At 60.1% G+C, this 15,134-nt stretch carries 15 protein-coding genes and 1 pseudogene; 4 read left to right on the forward strand and 12 right to left on the reverse strand.

Features of this window, described 5'->3' with window-relative positions; genetic code table 11:
• Nucleotides 1-23: 23 nt before the first annotated feature.
• The 3 genes and pseudogenes from V1290_RS00940 to V1290_RS00950 all read right to left on the reverse strand — a co-directional run bounded on the left by V1290_RS00940 (nucleotide 24) and on the right by V1290_RS00950 (nucleotide 3,013).
• Nucleotides 24-1,064, reverse strand: a complete 1,041-nt coding sequence (locus V1290_RS00940) for a DNA polymerase III subunit delta' (protein ID WP_334362551.1) — start codon at nucleotides 1,062-1,064, stop codon at nucleotides 24-26.
• Nucleotides 1,061-1,748, reverse strand: a pseudogene (tmk, locus tag V1290_RS00945) (dTMP kinase). Before tmk ends, V1290_RS00940 begins: the two are co-directional and overlap by 4 nt.
• Nucleotides 1,749-1,750: 2 nt before the next feature.
• Nucleotides 1,751-3,013 carry a D-alanyl-D-alanine carboxypeptidase family protein gene (locus tag V1290_RS00950; RefSeq protein ID WP_334362552.1) on the reverse strand — a complete coding sequence of 421 codons (1,263 nt, stop codon included), beginning with the start codon at nucleotides 3,011-3,013 and terminating at the stop codon, nucleotides 1,751-1,753.
• A gap of 165 nt (nucleotides 3,014-3,178) precedes the next feature.
• On the opposite strand from V1290_RS00950, the gene V1290_RS00955 reads away from it, so the two are divergent.
• On the forward strand, nucleotides 3,179-4,123 hold the full coding sequence (locus V1290_RS00955; protein WP_334362553.1) for an alpha/beta fold hydrolase: 945 nt from the start codon (nucleotides 3,179-3,181) through the stop codon (nucleotides 4,121-4,123).
• Nucleotides 4,124-4,197: 74 nt separating this feature from the next.
• On the opposite strand, the gene V1290_RS00960 is transcribed toward V1290_RS00955, so the two are convergent.
• Nucleotides 4,198-5,121: a septal ring lytic transglycosylase RlpA family protein gene (locus V1290_RS00960; RefSeq protein WP_334362554.1), complete on the reverse strand. Its 924-nt coding sequence runs from the start codon at nucleotides 5,119-5,121 to the stop codon at nucleotides 4,198-4,200.
• Nucleotides 5,122-6,261: 1,140 nt separating this feature from the next.
• Here V1290_RS00960 and V1290_RS00965 point away from each other — a divergent pair.
• Nucleotides 6,262-6,885: a hypothetical protein gene (locus V1290_RS00965; protein WP_334362555.1), complete on the forward strand. Its 624-nt coding sequence runs from the start codon at nucleotides 6,262-6,264 to the stop codon at nucleotides 6,883-6,885.
• 371 nt (nucleotides 6,886-7,256) lie between these two features.
• Here V1290_RS00965 and V1290_RS00970 read toward each other — a convergent pair whose 3' ends face one another.
• The 5 genes from V1290_RS00970 to V1290_RS00990 all read right to left on the reverse strand — a co-directional run bounded on the left by V1290_RS00970 (nucleotide 7,257) and on the right by V1290_RS00990 (nucleotide 10,364).
• Nucleotides 7,257-8,120: a S1 family peptidase gene (locus tag V1290_RS00970; RefSeq protein ID WP_334362556.1), complete on the reverse strand. Its 864-nt coding sequence runs from the start codon at nucleotides 8,118-8,120 to the stop codon at nucleotides 7,257-7,259.
• Nucleotides 8,117-8,473: a hypothetical protein gene (locus V1290_RS00975; protein ID WP_334362557.1), complete on the reverse strand. Its 357-nt coding sequence runs from the start codon at nucleotides 8,471-8,473 to the stop codon at nucleotides 8,117-8,119. Before V1290_RS00975 ends, V1290_RS00970 begins: the two co-directional genes overlap by 4 nt.
• A 14-nt stretch (nucleotides 8,474-8,487) precedes the next feature.
• A complete protein-coding gene (locus V1290_RS00980; RefSeq protein ID WP_334362558.1) occupies nucleotides 8,488-9,228 on the reverse strand; it encodes a hypothetical protein in 741 nt (246 codons plus the stop codon).
• A 145-nt stretch (nucleotides 9,229-9,373) separates the two neighbouring features.
• On the reverse strand, nucleotides 9,374-9,886 hold the full coding sequence (locus V1290_RS00985; protein ID WP_334362559.1) for a hypothetical protein: 513 nt from the start codon (nucleotides 9,884-9,886) through the stop codon (nucleotides 9,374-9,376).
• On the reverse strand, nucleotides 9,873-10,364 hold the full coding sequence (locus tag V1290_RS00990; RefSeq protein ID WP_334362560.1) for a hypothetical protein: 492 nt from the start codon (nucleotides 10,362-10,364) through the stop codon (nucleotides 9,873-9,875). The genes V1290_RS00985 and V1290_RS00990 overlap by 14 nt, the downstream gene beginning before the upstream one ends.
• A gap of 354 nt (nucleotides 10,365-10,718) precedes the next feature.
• Between V1290_RS00990 and V1290_RS00995 the strand changes: the two genes are divergently transcribed.
• Complete coding sequence (locus tag V1290_RS00995) at nucleotides 10,719-11,420, forward strand: site-specific integrase (protein WP_334362561.1); 702 nt, start codon at nucleotides 10,719-10,721, stop codon at nucleotides 11,418-11,420.
• Nucleotides 11,421-12,684: 1,264 nt separating this feature from the next.
• Here the strand turns inward: V1290_RS00995 and V1290_RS01000 are convergent.
• Both V1290_RS01000 and V1290_RS01005 read right to left on the reverse strand, forming a co-directional pair.
• A complete protein-coding gene (locus tag V1290_RS01000) occupies nucleotides 12,685-13,140 on the reverse strand; it encodes a hypothetical protein (RefSeq protein ID WP_334362562.1) in 456 nt (151 codons plus the stop codon).
• 221 nt (nucleotides 13,141-13,361) lie between these two features.
• A complete protein-coding gene (locus tag V1290_RS01005) occupies nucleotides 13,362-13,643 on the reverse strand; it encodes a hypothetical protein (RefSeq protein WP_334362563.1) in 282 nt (93 codons plus the stop codon).
• Nucleotides 13,644-14,032: 389 nt separating this feature from the next.
• On the opposite strand from V1290_RS01005, the gene V1290_RS01010 reads away from it, so the two are divergent.
• Nucleotides 14,033-14,191, forward strand: a complete 159-nt coding sequence (locus tag V1290_RS01010) for a hypothetical protein (RefSeq protein WP_334362564.1) — start codon at nucleotides 14,033-14,035, stop codon at nucleotides 14,189-14,191.
• A 31-nt stretch (nucleotides 14,192-14,222) separates the two neighbouring features.
• On the opposite strand, the gene V1290_RS01015 is transcribed toward V1290_RS01010, so the two are convergent.
• The gene (locus tag V1290_RS01015) at nucleotides 14,223-15,095 is read right to left on the reverse strand and encodes a hypothetical protein (RefSeq protein ID WP_334362565.1); all 873 of its coding nucleotides are present in this window, start codon (nucleotides 15,093-15,095) and stop codon (nucleotides 14,223-14,225) included.
• Nucleotides 15,096-15,134 lie beyond the last annotated feature (39 nt).

A 15,134-nucleotide genomic window follows, 5' to 3' on the forward strand; every position in this document is an offset into this window, starting at 1 on the left:
CGGGATTGATATCCGGCGGAGGATTACCGCGTCGCGTCCGCGAGCATCCCGAACACCGAGAAAACCAGCGGTTTTCGCTCCAAATTATAGGCTTCGGTGTCGCGCGCGGCGCGGATGATCTTTTCCCATACCTCCGCCAGCCGTGCAAGGCGGGGCAGATTTGCATTGGCATCGTCGACGCGCAGCTTTTCGCCGATCCAGCGATCGATGCCGTCGATGAAAGCAGCCAGCGCAACCCGGTCGCTGGTGCCCAGCGCATCGCCAAGTGCATGCAGTTCGCGCGGGTCGACCTGCGGCAGCGTCGCCAGCAGCGCCGCTGTCCGCTGCTGCAACTTCAGCGCGTCGCCGCCGAGCAGCGTCAGTGCGCGGGACACGCTCCCCTCCGAGGCATCGGCAGCTTCCGACAGCGCGGGATCATCGGGTGCGATGTCGGCGGCTCGCGCAGCCGCGCGCACGACGTCGCCGGTCGCAAGCGGCCGCAGCGGCAGCTTTCGGCAGCGGGACAGAATCGTGGGCAGAGCCCGCGCCGGCGAATGGCTGACGAGCAGAAACAGCGATCGGTGCGGCGGCTCCTCGAGGATCTTGAGCAGCGCGTTGGCGGCGTTTGGATTGAGCTCGTCGACGGTGTCGACGATACATACGCGCCAGCCGTCGACCGCCGCGGTCGAGCCGAAAAACGAAATCGTCTCCCGCGTCTCATCCACGGTGATGACTGTCCGCATCACGCCGCGATCATTGAGACCTCGTTCCAGCACCAACAGGCCACCATGGGCACCGGCGGTGATCTGACGCGCGACCGGATCACCCGGATCGAGTGCCAGCGTCTCGGCGCGCTGCACCGAAGGCTGCAACGGATTGGGATTGGCAAGCACGAAACGGGCCATGCGATAGGCCAGCGTCGCCTTGCCGATGCCCTGCGGGCCGCCGATCAGCCAGGCATGCGGAATGCGCCCACTGCGATAGGCATTCAGCAGGGCCGTCTCCGCCTCGCGGTGACCGAACAGATCTGCCGTCTCGCGAGGATGTGTGACTGCCGTTTCCTGCTCGACCTTGCGCGCGCTCATGCCGTCCCCGCCGAGCTCGGGACCGCGAACACATGGTCGCGCAGCGCCGTCCAGACGCGGGCAGCGACCGCGTCGGCATCGGCATTGGCGTCGATCAGCACGCAGCGCTGCGGCTCTTCGGCGGCGATTTGCTTGTAGGCGTCGCGTAGGTGCTGATGGAATTGCAGGTCTTCCGACTCGAACCGGTCAGGCACGCCGCTGCCGCGGCGAGCCGCCGCGCGCCGCAAACCAACTTCAACCGGGATGTCCAGAATGATGGTGAGGTCCGGCTTCAGATCACCGATGGTGACGCGCTGCATGGCGTTGAGCACGAGCGGAGAGATCTGCCCCAGGCTGCCCTGGTAGGCGCGGGTCGAATCCGAGAAGCGGTCACACAGCACCCATGTTCCCTGGCTGAGCGCGGGCTGGATAACGGTGCGAACGTGATCGTCGCGGGCTGCCGCAAACAGCAACGTCTCGGCGTCCGGTCCGAGCAGCTTGCCCATTCCCGACAGCACAAGATGCCGCATGATTCTCCGCCCCCGGCGAGCCGCCCGGCTCGCGGGTGACGATGGTACGCAGCTTTGCCGCGGCAAGGCGCTCGGCGAGTTTCCTGATCTGCGTGGACTTGCCCGAGCCCTCGCCGCCTTCAAAGGTAATGAACTTCCCGCGTCCGGAAGGTCGCTGCAGCGTTGCCTGGGTCATGCTCAGAGCTTCTCTGCGCCCGCGCGGAACATGCCGATGACGAGCTCGCTGACCCCGTCGATTGCGCGACGCACGGTCGAACCGGTTCCGATCGCTTCAGCGGCATAGACCGGTGCCTCCACGGCGATATTGGCGCCGCGCCACACCTTGACGGCGCCGACCGGCTGGCCGGATTGGATCGGCGCCTGGACCGGGCCCTTGTAAACGATCCGCGCGATCAATTTCTCACTGCCGTTTTTCGGCACCATCACCTTGATCGGCTCGGGGCTGGCAAGCTTCACCGAGCGGCTTTCGCCGCCAAACACCTTGGCATAGCCGACCTGCTGATTGGCCGCGAACAGCGTGCGCGTCTCGAAATTGCGAAAACCCCATTCCAGCATCTTCTTGGCCTCTGAGGCACGATCGTCGGGATCCTCTAGTCCGTTAATCGCAACAATCAGCCTCGTGTCGTTCTGCACGGCCGAGCCGACCATGCCGTAGCCGCCCTCCTTGGTGTAGCCAGTCTTCAGCCCGTCGGCGCCATTTAGCGTGTTCAGCAGCGGATTGCGGTTCTGCTGCCGGATCTTGTTCCAGGTGAATTCTCTCTCGCCGAACAATTTGTACGTGTCGGGATAGGCCAGGATCAGGTGGCGGGCGAGTTTGGCTAGTTCGCGAACCGTCATCTTGTTGGCAGGGTCCGGCAGCCCGCTGGAGTTTCCGAAGGTCGATTTCGTCAGGCCGAGTTCGCGCGCCCGTTTGGTCATGAAGTCGGCGGCAAAAATCCGCTCGTTGCCGGCCATGCCTTCGGCAAGCGCAATGCAGGAATCGTTGCCGCTCTGGATGATCGCGCCCTTCAGCAGGTCGTCCACCGACACCTTGCTGTTGAGAATGGCAAACATGGTCGAGCCGCCGGCCGGCGCGCCGCCCTTGCGCCAGGCGTTTTCGCTGATCCGATATTCGTCTGTCGGTTTGACCTTGCCCTGCTTGATGGCGTCGAACACAACCTCGACCGTCATCAGCTTCATCATGCTGGACGGCGCCCGCAATTCGTCGGCGTTCTTCTCGAACAGCACGCTGCCGCTGGAAGCCTCGACTAGGATCGCGGTCGGCGCATCGCCGTCAAAGCCGCCGTCGTCCTTCTTCGGAGCGCCCTGCACGCTGTTGTTGGCGGCATACACGATGCCGCCCCAGCCGACCGAGAGCGCGACGACCGCGGCCATCAGGCCACGCCACGGGATGATGGTCGCCGTGTCGGATTTACGGGAAACGGAAGTCTCTGCTGCCATCGGCAATGTCCTGAATCCGTGCGTTCTAACAGTTGGAAGTATCGCAAACAACACAGGTTTTTGGACTTGTGGCCGTGTCGATCTGATTGCGGTGCCGAACGAAGAAACGTATCGTTGCGATGCTGCAATTTCCGGACAAGATACGAAAAACGGGGCGGAAACGCGATGCCAACCTCTCGCACTATTTCCGTCAACGGGCTCGACTTCTTTGTCTTCGAACAGGGCCAGGGGCCGCTGGTGCTGCTCTGCCATGGCTGGCCCGAGTTATCCTACTCCTGGCGGCACCAGGTCGGAGCCATCGCGGAAGCCGGTTTCCACGTCGTAGCCCCCGACATGCGCGGGTTCGGCCGGACCAGCGCGCCGGCGGACGTCGGCGCCTACACCATCTTCCACAATGTCGGCGACATGGTCGCGCTGGTGGCGGCACTTGGCGAAAAGCAGGCCGTCATTGTCGGCCATGACTGGGGCGCGCCGGTCGCCTGGCACGCGGCGATGTTCCGGCCCGATATCTTTACCAAGGTGGCGGGCCTCAGTGTTCCTCCCCCTTCCCGCGGACGCGGCCTGCCGCTGGAGACCTTGCGAAACAACGGCATCACCAATTTCTACTGGCAGTATTTTCAGGCGCCGGGCGTGGCAGAGGCCGAATTCGAGCGCGATGTCGCAGCGACCATGCGAATCGTGCTGGCCGGGCGCGGGTTCTCCGATCCGGCGGCCCACCAATTTGTTCAGGAGGGCAAGGGATTTCTCGCTGGCGCCGATCCGAATCGGCCATTGCCGGACTGGCTGACCGAGGCCGACCTCGCCTATTTCGCGGCCGTCTACCAGGAGTCCGGCTTTCGCGGCGGACTGAATTGGTACCGCAATATCGACCGCAATTGGGAACTGACCGCACCCTGGCAGGGCGCGCAAGTCCACCAGCCGTCGCTGTTCATCGCGGGATCGAAGGATGGCGTCATCACCGGGCTGATCGGCGCCAAGCTGGTCAACGAGATGGAGCGGGTGCTGCCGAACTTGCGGCAAAAACTCATACTCGACGGGGCCGGTCACTGGATTCAGCAGGAGCGGCCTGATGAGGTCAACGCCGCCCTGATCGCCTTCCTGAAGGAGTAGCTATATTTGACCCGTTGCGAACCGGGCGCCACCCACGGATCATGTCCGAGGGCATGCTTCGCTTGAAACGCTATCTAGTACAGCCCTCGCCCGCTGAGGACTTCGCTCGGGCCACGTGGATCGATCGGCAGGTAAGCCTGGCGTGGTGCCACATAGCTGGCCTCGTTCTCGTAGGACACGGCGCGCGGATTTTCCGTGGCACGGCCACGCGTGCGACTGGAAGCCGACATTTCCGAGGTTGCGTTGATCGAGGCATGGTCCGCTGAGGTATTGCCGAGGCTATAGGGCCGTCCCTCCGGCATCGGCACCTCGCCCCGGATTCGGCCGGCGGACGACGGCATCTCGGGAACAAACGGACGAGCCGAGGCGACCCGGACCGTCGCCGGGGACGGCGCGGGCTCGCCGGTCCGCAGCGTCGCCAGGAGCTGGCGGTCGTCGGAACCCTCAAGCGGGGCCCGGCCGACATATTCAACCCGCACCCGAGCGACGCCATTTGCTTTGAAATCAAGCAGTTCGGCGGCCTTGTTCGAGACGTCAATGAGGCGGTTGCCGTGGTAAGGGCCACGGTCGTTGACCCGGACGATCAGCGACTTGCCGTTCCGAACATTGGTGACGCGGGCGTAGCTCGGGATCGGCAGGGTCGGATGGGCCGCCGTCAATGAGGTCATATCGAAAACCTCGCCATTGGCGGTCAACCGGCCGTGGAAATCGTCGCCATACCAGGAAGCCATTCCCTCAGCGCGATAGTTCGGATCCTCTTCCGGCACGTAGACCCGGCCCGCGACGGTGTAGGGCTTGCCGATACGGTAAGTTCCCCCGCCCTTCGGCACGGCCTCTCCGAACGCCACCACACGGGGGCTCGAGGAGACGCCGTATTTGGGATCGATCCGCCTGGCGAATTTGTCCGACGAGGCGCAATTGGCAAGGACAAGGCATGTTGCCACGGCAACAGTACCACGAATTGCCAGAACGATTGTTGTTGGCCGTCGAATCCCCATCACCCCAACTACCATTTCCAGCGGCCGACTGCCTATGTCGAAGCGTTGCGGCCTTACCCCACGATGCGGCCCACCTCCGCATCACGTGGTGAAGATATCGCAACCGGAACACGGCGGAAATGGGGTGTGGTCCCACGTGGTGAATGAATGGTTGCTTCGCGCGCCGCCCGTCGAACTGGGCGAAACGCTTCGATTCACACTGTATGCGCCCTTCGTCATAGCCTCCCTGTGCCGCTTTCAGACAATCTGTTGCACCAAATCATCACTCACGACCGATATGCGATTTTGGCCCGTGAATCTTTTTGACTGTGCAACGATGCAGTCGTTCTGTGCGTTGCAGGGGCGCAAAGGATTTGTGCGATGATCGAGACAGTAACAGCGTTGATGGGCCTGGTGAGCGCAGGCATTTTTCTTGCCCATGCATTTGAAGGCTATCGTTCCAGAGCGTGAGTTTTGAAGGCCGGCGGCGGTAGCCGCTGAGGCTTCAGAGAGAAATGGCTCGGTAGTTCCGATCGGGGAATCGGAAAGGTCTAATAAATTCGGACGAGCATCGGGTGTGGTAGGTATCTCATGAGCAACCACGACATCGTCTCTAACGGATTTCTTGCGCTGGCGACTGCCAGCTTCGTGCTGCTGTGCTCCAGCCTGCTGGCCGTTGCGTTCGGTTGAACAAGGACACGAACCAATTGCGGTCACGGTGCCGGGACGATGTGATCCCGGCGAGAATTGGCATCCGCCCGACGAACCACCGGCGAACGCATTTCGGCCGATGTCGCCACCCCTGATTCCCGGCGCGTATGAAGTGCACCACGCAACGTGCACGCGGCTAGCAAAGGCAACGCCCTCGACGCTGGGTTTCTTCCAAAATAAAGGGATGGGATGCACATCGGGGGCCATGTTCGCATTGCGTTCGAGCCAGCCCTACGCTAAGCGACTGAAATTCCAGAGCTGGAAGGGTGGCCGAGTGGTTTAAGGCACCGGTCTTGCAATACGAAATGCCCTTTCCCGGGCTTTCCCGACTGGTAGCTCCCCTTTTGTTTTTATTGACTTTTCTAAGAAGTAGCTTCCCGGCCAATACCGCCGCTTCCTTGCCTTTCCCGGCAGCATTGTCCCCAAAGTTGGCCCCAAGGTTTCCTCAGCGTGACCACCGATCGACGCGTCGACTATATCCTGCAAAACGCCGTTCGTCTCATTACGGTCGCCACCCGATGTGCGTGGTCCTTTGGCGCTGCGGACGGGTTGAGTGACGCTCTGCAGGCGCCAACCGATCAGCACGGCGATTGGCGACAACCCGTCTCCGTTCTGCATCGGGATGCATTGCTGATGGCTGCCTTGAGGGTCGCTCTTCTGCTCGACGCCGATGTCAACGTGGTCAGCTTTCAAACCGTCTTCCACGACCTGAAGCAGCCGGACGTCCAAGCGGCGCTCCTGCAGCAACTGGAAGCTAACCGCGGCCCTGACGTATTTAAGCCGACGCGAGCCAACCTGATTGCCGAATACCTGGCGACCTACCGGGCGATCGATTGGAAGGTGCACGGTCGACTTACGCACTTTCGTAACTTGGGCATAGCTCACCTGACGCTTGGTGAATTGAAGAAGTCGGTCACGATCGCGGAGTTGAGGACGCTGGTTGGGATTGTCACTCACTTGGCTGGCAATCTGCAGCACCTCGTCGGGACCCACTTGGCCTTCCATGACAGTATGGCCGACGAGTGCCGGGATCAGGTGGTGCGGCTGGTGGCAAAGGTCCGGTCCCAGCCCTGACGATTTTGCATAGCCCCCACGTGCTGTAGCTTCACGCAGCCCTATCCACAACGTATTGATAATTTGCAGGGCATTCCCAGCAGCGCTCTGATGGGCGCGCCACGACCAGAAAATTACCTTTGGAGAGATGCGGGAGTCCTGAGTCTTCCGCATCGATGTCTTTTGCAGCGACTATCGCTGTAGCCACTCGACCAATCTGACTGCAGACCGCTGGCCGGATCACATGAGGCTGTCGGATATCGAGCCGCAATTTGTCTGCAAGGCCTGTGGCAAGCGAGGCGCCGACGTGCGGCCGGACTTCCACGGTACCAGCAAGCGAGCCGGGAGGGTGACAGTTCTTATCGCCGCGCCAATGCTTGTCGAGACCAAACTCATTCTGGTCCACTCGGTTCGGGATCAGTTTTCCCTACCATAACGTCATTTACCTTGATCTCGACCCTTTGCTTGTCCTTCTCAATTTGAGTGAGCTTCGCGTTCAAGATCGATCCTACTGAATGCCCCGAAATCGACCGATCCAGTAACGGCTGCGGCTCGGGTGCGTGACTGATGAATGCAAACGGCTTGATGTTGTCGGGCGGCGCATATTTAGCTACGAGACCGCCGCTCATGCCACTGTACACTGCAATGCTCGTTTGAACACTCGCGGACTTGAGAAGATAAGTAGCCTCCTCGAAAATCTCTTCGACGTATCCTACGCGAACAACAAGTCGGCGTTCCATTGTCCCGATTTGTGGATTGTCCATGCCGCTGTTGACCTTCATCTCTCCGATCCCAATCATCACAACGACGTCGCCAACGTTTGGCACTTGGTCATCGATCCAGAAGAACTTCCGAAATAACTTTGGTTCATCAGTCGGAGCTAGAACAGTAAGTACCGCGAGGTCAGTACTGCTATCCCAGATCGCAATTTCAATCGGACAGACATGGACCTTCCCGTCGCTAATGTAGATCGCCTTCACCTGCTTTAAATCGACTTCTTTTGGTGGCGGCAAAAACTCCCGTGGAGTTGTCGCATGATGAACCTTGTCAGGTCGCAGAATATTCTCGACATGCTCGAAGCAATGCGCAGCGGAAATTGCTGCTCCCTTGTAACCCTCTGCGGATATGAGAAATGCTGTTCCAATCAGCACAGGTACTAGATCGTGCCCAATCACCATTAAGGTAAGAAGACCGGCGTTCAGCGGATGGCCGCTTTCAATCTCGGCCTCATTCCATTGGCAACCGTTTGGAATCATTGCGCTGTACCTCGATCCATTTCAACGGCGCCGTGGAACCAAGTCCAAGCCATTCCCTCAGCTAAACGACCACGCCGAACGTCGTCGAGCCGATCCACCTCTAAGCCGACGCCGGTGACCACCGCAAATGAACAGTGCGGGTCTGGATGTGCGCTGAAGCGCAGGCTCTGCAGCGGCTCGGTCAAACGCGCCGAACTTGCGAAAGCCTTGATCGCCATTGTCGCGCGCGAGGAAGCGGACGAGCGTGCCAACAGTCCGGCACAGGTGCTCGGGCGCAATCTGCTACGCGTCTTCATCAGTCGGCAAATGCCGTCGCCGTTGAAGCCGACCAAGCCGACGTTGACCTTAGTCAATTGAAACCTGCGGCTTACTGACGTTTTTTACCAACAATCACGTGGACTGTTTCTGCGTTGGGCACACTAACGTTGTCGACCACGTCAAGCGTGGCTTCAACGCCCTCTGCGACAAGTGCTAGCCCCAGTGCATCGGCCGGGCCTGAGAGCACCACGTTATGGGCTGGTTTGATCTGTAACGCGACCCCGAAGAATCCGAGTTGCCCTATCGCCGGCTTGCCATGGAAGGAATACGTCAAAGACAATTGACCTTCGGGGGCGGCCCAATCAACCCAGACCCAGCCAGCCCTCTCAAGCGTCGCTGTTATATGTGATAAAAAGATAATTGCTTCTGGATCACCGGGGATCGCTGCTGCATCGAACTTCGTACCACCAAACTTCTTGAGTTTTTCAACAAGCCTCGACATCTGTTCATCGGACAGCAATCGAGGGGCCTTCAATTTTTCCAACGCGAGTTGTGCCTCGGCCGCCCTAGCGTTCGCCTGTGCTGCACTTTCATTTGCCTTGGCGATGCCTTCCTCCGCGATAGCTAGTTTTGCCCTTGCATCGTCGCTTCGGGCTACCAGCCTTGCTATTTTCTCGTTTGACGCGCGCTCCTTAGCTTGCGCGATTTTTGCATTTTCAGCCGAAAGCTCAGATTGCCAGCGGCTATGCGTTAAAGCTGCGGCCCAACTAATTGCGCCAATGATGGCAGTGGCTAACAGCCCCCAAACTCTAACCTCGTTCGCCCACCCGACCTTGGTCGCAATATCCATGATCCATCGTTCCAACCTGTCCGCGAGAAAGATACGTTACAACAACGCAAGATTGACCGAAACGGCCACTGACAGGTAATCCCCGTTTTCTGTCGCCCAAAATCGATGGGGCCGCCGCTCTCCGTCGTGTCAGCGCTGACACGCGTCAGTCGTTCCAGCGGATCGCTTCCCCTCGAAGGTGGCGCGTATCAGCAGCAAACTGCAAGTCCGCAATCAAACGCTTCTGATTGATGACAGGCGCGATCGCCTCGCGCAAAGAGCGAAGCACTCGCAAGCATTCCTCGCGGCCGGGCACGATGAGACTGTAATTGCTTGGATATCGAAAATCGAAATCATTGTTCATTTCGAAAATGTTCACGGTGAAGGGTCTCAGGTCTGGCACGCTGGGCAACGATGCAGCGTCGCATTTGTCCAGCATATCGACGAGCTTGTGACCAAATTCTTTTGTGTTGCGAATCTGCTTTTTCGTCGCGATCCCCGAAGCGACTAGATAGGCTTTCAGAAAGAGTTCAAGCGCGTGCGCACATAGAAAATAGGTCGGGAACGTGAGATCATCGCGTTGGCTCAACGCCTCAAATGCATCGAGATACTGAGTTGCTCGGTCCAGCAACTGGCCGCCATACAATCCGGGCGGCTCTGGCATTTCAACGTACGGCACCGGAGTCCTCTTGGCTGGCCAAGTCTCGCAACTGATCTAATGCAGGGCTGGTACCATAGGCATACTCACCACACTCAGTGCCAGCGTAGGCTTTCGCGAGCACCTTGGCTTCACGCGCCACGTCTTCAACTCCAAAGTAGAGGGATATCGCCTCCCGTGATGCTAGACGTCGCGGCCACGGCTTCCCGTCGATAACCTGCGGCTGCACTATCATTGCGCGGGGGCCTCGCTTCGCCCCCTTCGGACCTGCAAAACCCACCTCGGTTATCGTGAGCGGAAAATTGCTAAAGTTGGTTACGGAGATGCTCAGCATCGGAGGTCCTCCGTTATTCGGGAACGCAAACGCCGGCCTCACAACCAACCGCACGCGCCGCTGGCTAAGAGCATTCCAGGTATTCATGACGCCGAGCACTGCGCCAATCGACGCCAGTCCGACCGTGATGATGTCCTTCCAAGCCAGCGCGTTGAGCTGATCCATAGCCGCTCCCCAACGATTCGCGATGGGCGGGAGGATGACACACGCTGAGCGTGCCTGTACGAGGAGGCTCGATTGTCCCTGTTATTCACAGGGGAAGACGGGATGGCCGCCGATAGTCTCGGCGGCCCCAGCCCCAAAGGGCTTTGTTTTGTGATGTGTTGTGACGATACCAAACCGTTCCAGACCGGACGGTCGGAGGTTAACGCTCTGTCTCGCTGGCACTCTGGACGCTAGCTCTGGACACTGGCCCCGCGGGGCGCTCGTCACTCGCTCTCGTCTCTCATACTCTGGTGCTGCGAGAAGATTCCAAACCCGGCAGGGCATGACATCGTTGACGGCGACAATGACGAGGAAGTGGCCGACGACGACATCGGCGAAGGTCTTAGCGAAGCCGAACTGGCGAAACTGGTAGCCGGGTTCAAGCCGTCGAACCTCTACCCCATCGTTGTCCTCGCTGCCGCGACCGGTGCGCGCCGCAACGAGCTGTTGGCACTCCGCTGGGCCGATCTGGACGTAGAGAATAAAAAACTTCGGATTGAATGGGCGCTGGAGCAAACCAAGAAGCACGGCATTCGGCGCAAGCGTCCCAAGACCAAGCGCGGCCGGCGCACCATCGACATCGACGATGCCATCATCTCTAAGCTGCTGCCTGAACGAGAGCGTCACCTGCGCATTCAGGCGGGTATCCCTGATGGGGTCGAGGTTGATCTCGGCCTGATCCGCCTGCCAGCCGGTGCGCTGATGTTCCCGGCGGTTCCCGAGGCGGGCGAGGAGTTCGATTTTGTAAAGCCGCGCAATCCCCGCAACTTCAGCAAGGAGTTCGCTCGGCGCGCCGGGAAGCTCGACTTCGGCAAAACCCGCTTCCACGACTCGCGCGGTATCCACGCCACCGCCCTGCTCGACGCCGGCAATGCCGTCCATACTGTCGCGCAGCGCATCGGCGACGATCCGGCCGTCCTGCTCCGCAACTGCGCCAAGCGGAAGCGGTCGAAGGAAGCCGACAAGAAGCTGGCCGAGACGATCAGCTCCATCGCGGCGGGGTTCTTGGGGACATGAGGAGAACGGTCGGGGCCAATTTCTAGGGGCTTTGTCCCCAAGTTGGCCCCAAAGTCGCTTCTGTTCTCATTGCGTTCAGCAACGACGTGCGCTAAGCGACTGAAATTATTGGTCTGGAAGGGTGGCCGAGTGGTTTAAGGCACCGGTCTTGAAATTCTGGAATGGCCGTCTCGTCTAGTATCGAGACGGCTTATTGAGTCTGTAATTGTTGGGGAATTTCCCTACCGCAGTCTCCTTTCGTACCAGCTTGCCCCACGTCGTCCCAACCAGTTGGGTAGCAAACCGGGTAGCAAACCGCAGCCCCGAAGCCCCAATGCACTGCAGGGGGCGATGCCGTGGAAATAGGTCTTTGGATCGTGCTGACGCTCGCCGCGGTCTACCTGCTGGCGCGCTGGTTACTCGCCCGTCTGTTTCCGAAAGACACGCCATGATCGCCGACGCGGCGCTAGCCGACACCGTACGGCTTGTTCAGGAAATAGTCGCGATTGCCCAGCGCCTTCTCGGCGTACTGATCGATCGCGACTGTGATCGGCCTGGACGTGCTGATCCGGTGCCATGCGGCCGGTCAGACTCCCGCTGATGGGCCTGACGTCAAGGCCAGTGCCCTCACTTGAGATGTCGGCGGAGCTTTCCGTTGTGCCGCTATCGGACCCATAGGGCCACGAGGGCACACGCGAAGCCTACCACCAGGATGCCCGCAGCCGTTACCGTGACTAGGTCAATTGACCAGGGGTGTCCTTTTCCACCGATCAAGTCGAAATGTCTGGAGCGTCTGTCGTCCCTGAATGTCTGAAGGCGCATGATACGCACCCCTTGTGCGCGCTGGACGATCATTCAATCGGCGACAGCCCAGACAGTTCCTTGAAATGCGCAACGGACTGCATGGACGCTCGGTCGCGATGGCAGTGTCCTCGCGTGCCTGGACCCAAAAGGGCCCCGAAAGGACACGCTCCCGAGTTGGAATGCGAGGCTCCCCGCAAGGGATACGGCCGACAGATGCCCCCGGCCCCCGCAGGACACGGCGCCGATCTGACCAAAGGGCCCGCCAGCGTGAACCTGCGGTCCCCTCTCGTGCTACTCCGTCAAAGCCAGCCCAACTGATGAAAAAGGCCCGGCGGTGAGGCCGGGCCCGTCTTCCTAGTCGCAATTCCGTCCTCAGGCGCGTTTTGCTGATCCGGACTTCCTCCGGCTGGCCCATCTCACCCAGCCCAAGCGGTCGCCGCCCTTCCCCTGCTTTGCGGCGCTTCCCGAGCGGATTGCAGCATCATACGCTCCTCTCCTGCCTGAGTGTCTGTAGCGCTTCTGAGACGTTCTCCAGCAGCAAGTGTTGCCAGGAGCGCGTTTTGCCATCGCTGCTCACTAGGCCCTCCGGCCACATGTGTCCGTCGACATCGCTGGTTACGGCATGCTCGATCAGGGCGCACAGGCCGGCCATTGTGGTGGGCGTGACGCTCAAGAGTTCGATCGCAGCGTCGTCCGCAGCGCCCGTGGTTCGGATTATCTCCCGCTCGCCTTCAATCCATCGCGGATCGTCTGTCTCGACAATCTCTTCGCCCCGAACGGTGATCCGAGACCGGCATTTTCCGTCTGGGAGCTGTAGCTCGAGTTCGCCCTGACGGTCGACACACGCGAGCCAACTGGCCTGCGCCGCCTTGTGCCTTTCAATGGCTTCCAGGATCGGGTCAGGGGCTTGCCCAACGGCCGCTGCGGTTGCGGACACCGAGAGCGCCGTCGCAATGGTAGCGCCTCTAGCGGTCACCGCGACGGCTTGAGATAGGAAGCGGCGCCGAGAGGCGTGGACGTCATCAGTGGCAGTCGGCTCGTCGTTGCTGTTGCTTAAGACGCAGATCAGCTCGGGTCATGTGGAATAGCCCTTCATGGTTCGGGTTAGGGCCGAGGCGGAAGCGGCAACTTCCCCTCGGCTCGCCTTTAAGGTAAAACCTAAATTATGGCAAAGTCAATAAAGGTTGAACCTAAAAGACGCGGCAGGCCCGCCACCGGGAAGGATCCGCTGATGGGCTTTCGCGCGTCGCCGGTAATGCGCGCTTCCGTTGTGAGGTGGGCTGAAGACCAGCCGGACAACCCGTCGCTGTCGGAAGCAATCCGCCGCTTGGTGGAAATTGGGCTGTCTGAGTCTGCCGGGATCAAGAAACCCCGCGCGCTCTCAACAAGCAAACAGAGCGCCGCCCGAGCCGCTGATTTGGCGGCAAAGACGATCGACAAGCACATGGACCCAAAGGCGCCGCCTGGGGAGCGAGAGGTCCGGAAGCGCAAGCTGATTCAGGGTCCGAGCCCGTTCCGAGAGACTCGTAAGGATCGGCCGCGCAAATGAAGGAATGTGGTCCGCCGGCTGGTCGAGCTGGGCGCTGAAGGCGAATTAAAGACGATGAGAGCCAGATGGACCTTCAGACGGCTGCCAAGCTTACTGCGCTTTCGGAGGCCCTCGATGCCAATCAACTGCCGGGTTATTTGGGGTCCCGATTGCTACACCCACAGACAGCATACGCTGTTTTGCTAACGAAACCGCCCCTCCTGGGGGCGGATCGCCGCACGCCGGAACGTTTGAGCTCGCAGAGAGTCGTAAAGGCGTCGATCCCGCTTTTGGATCGAACATGGAAAAAGTGGCCGCCTATGCGATCTCGGCCTTCATCGTCGGCTTCGGTCTTTGGATCCTTATTGCCGGCCTAAGCTCCAGTGCACCCGCATTATGGATTTGCGCTGGTCTCATCCCCATAGTGATCGGGCTCATCAGCGCTTTCGGCCCCAACTAAAATCCATCCCCTTCCGGGGACGCCTCGGCGCCTAGTCCCACAGGCCCCGTGTGACGGTGTCGATCCTAGCGCCGCCGCCGTCCTCGTACAGCGCCTCGTCCAGCGATAGGAGCCGGCCCTCGCCGAACTTTGCGAACTTTGTCGGGTAGAGTCTGTTGAACTCGGCGATATAGCGCGTGATGCGGGCGGGCACGTCCTCGCGCATTAGCAAACCACCGAGAAGATCCTCGAAGATGCGGGCCACGATATCGTCGCGATGCGGATTGCGCTCCGGTATCATGTCGCGGATCTTGTGATAGTCGTTGATCTGTTCCCGTTTCGCGGCATTACGTTCGCGCTGATGGCGAAGCCTTTGTCCCACCCTCAGACTATCCGAGATTGCGTCCATCACGAAGCGGTTAAACTCTGCATCTTCTTGACGATATCGCTTCAAGATTTTCTGCTGACAATTATCAGCGATCGGTTTACGGCGCCGCCCCCCCACGGGTCGGCCGTGCGTTATCTGACCTATGGATACACCCTTCAGCAACGCCGCCTTGACTGCAACAATCTCCTCGGCCCTAATCGGTCTTGCGCGTAAGTCAGTGGCTCGGCGGCAAGCCGCACAGTATCTGCGATAACCACCGGCAGGCCCTTGGATTTTTACGTTGTTGCCCGACATCAAATGGAGCCCGGCTCGACAATGTGTCGTTACCCGCGCGGCCGTAGCCTTCCGTAGATGGGCGGCCTTAGCATTCGCCTCGATTAACGGCCTGGCCTCTTTCTCATAGTCTGGATGAGCCTTGAAAAAGGCCTCGAGACGCGGCGCCTTAACACCAAACCTCCGGAGCGTTTGTCCCTCCCTCAGCGCCGCCATCATGCGCGCCGCCTTCTCGTCTGAGATCGCCGTCTGTGTTGCCGCCATCTTCCTGCACCCCAGTGAGCGCGTGATTGCGCCGGCAGA

The sequence above is a fragment of the Bradyrhizobium sp. AZCC 1578 genome, assembly GCF_036924675.1.
Taxonomy (GTDB): domain Bacteria; phylum Pseudomonadota; class Alphaproteobacteria; order Rhizobiales; family Xanthobacteraceae; genus Bradyrhizobium.

Excerpts from the sequence above, each read along its gene's own strand:
- V1290_RS00940 (WP_334362551.1), bottom strand. The coding sequence starts at position 1,064 with ATGAGCGCGCGCAAGGTCGAGCAGGAAACGGCAGTCACACATCCTCGC.
- V1290_RS00980 (WP_334362558.1), bottom strand. The coding sequence starts at position 9,228 with ATGGATATTGCGACCAAGGTCGGGTGGGCGAACGAGGTTAGAGTTTGG.
- V1290_RS01010 (WP_334362564.1), top strand. The coding sequence starts at position 14,033 with ATGGAAAAAGTGGCCGCCTATGCGATCTCGGCCTTCATCGTCGGCTTC.
- V1290_RS01015 (WP_334362565.1), bottom strand. The coding sequence starts at position 15,095 with ATGGCGGCAACACAGACGGCGATCTCAGACGAGAAGGCGGCGCGCATG.
- V1290_RS00955 (WP_334362553.1), top strand. The coding sequence starts at position 3,179 with ATGCCAACCTCTCGCACTATTTCCGTCAACGGGCTCGACTTCTTTGTC.
- V1290_RS00970 (WP_334362556.1), bottom strand. The coding sequence starts at position 8,120 with ATGATTCCAAACGGTTGCCAATGGAATGAGGCCGAGATTGAAAGCGGC.
- V1290_RS00960 (WP_334362554.1), bottom strand. The coding sequence starts at position 5,121 with ATGGGGATTCGACGGCCAACAACAATCGTTCTGGCAATTCGTGGTACT.
- V1290_RS00990 (WP_334362560.1), bottom strand. The coding sequence starts at position 10,364 with ATGGATCAGCTCAACGCGCTGGCTTGGAAGGACATCATCACGGTCGGA.
- V1290_RS00950 (WP_334362552.1), bottom strand. The coding sequence starts at position 3,013 with ATGGCAGCAGAGACTTCCGTTTCCCGTAAATCCGACACGGCGACCATC.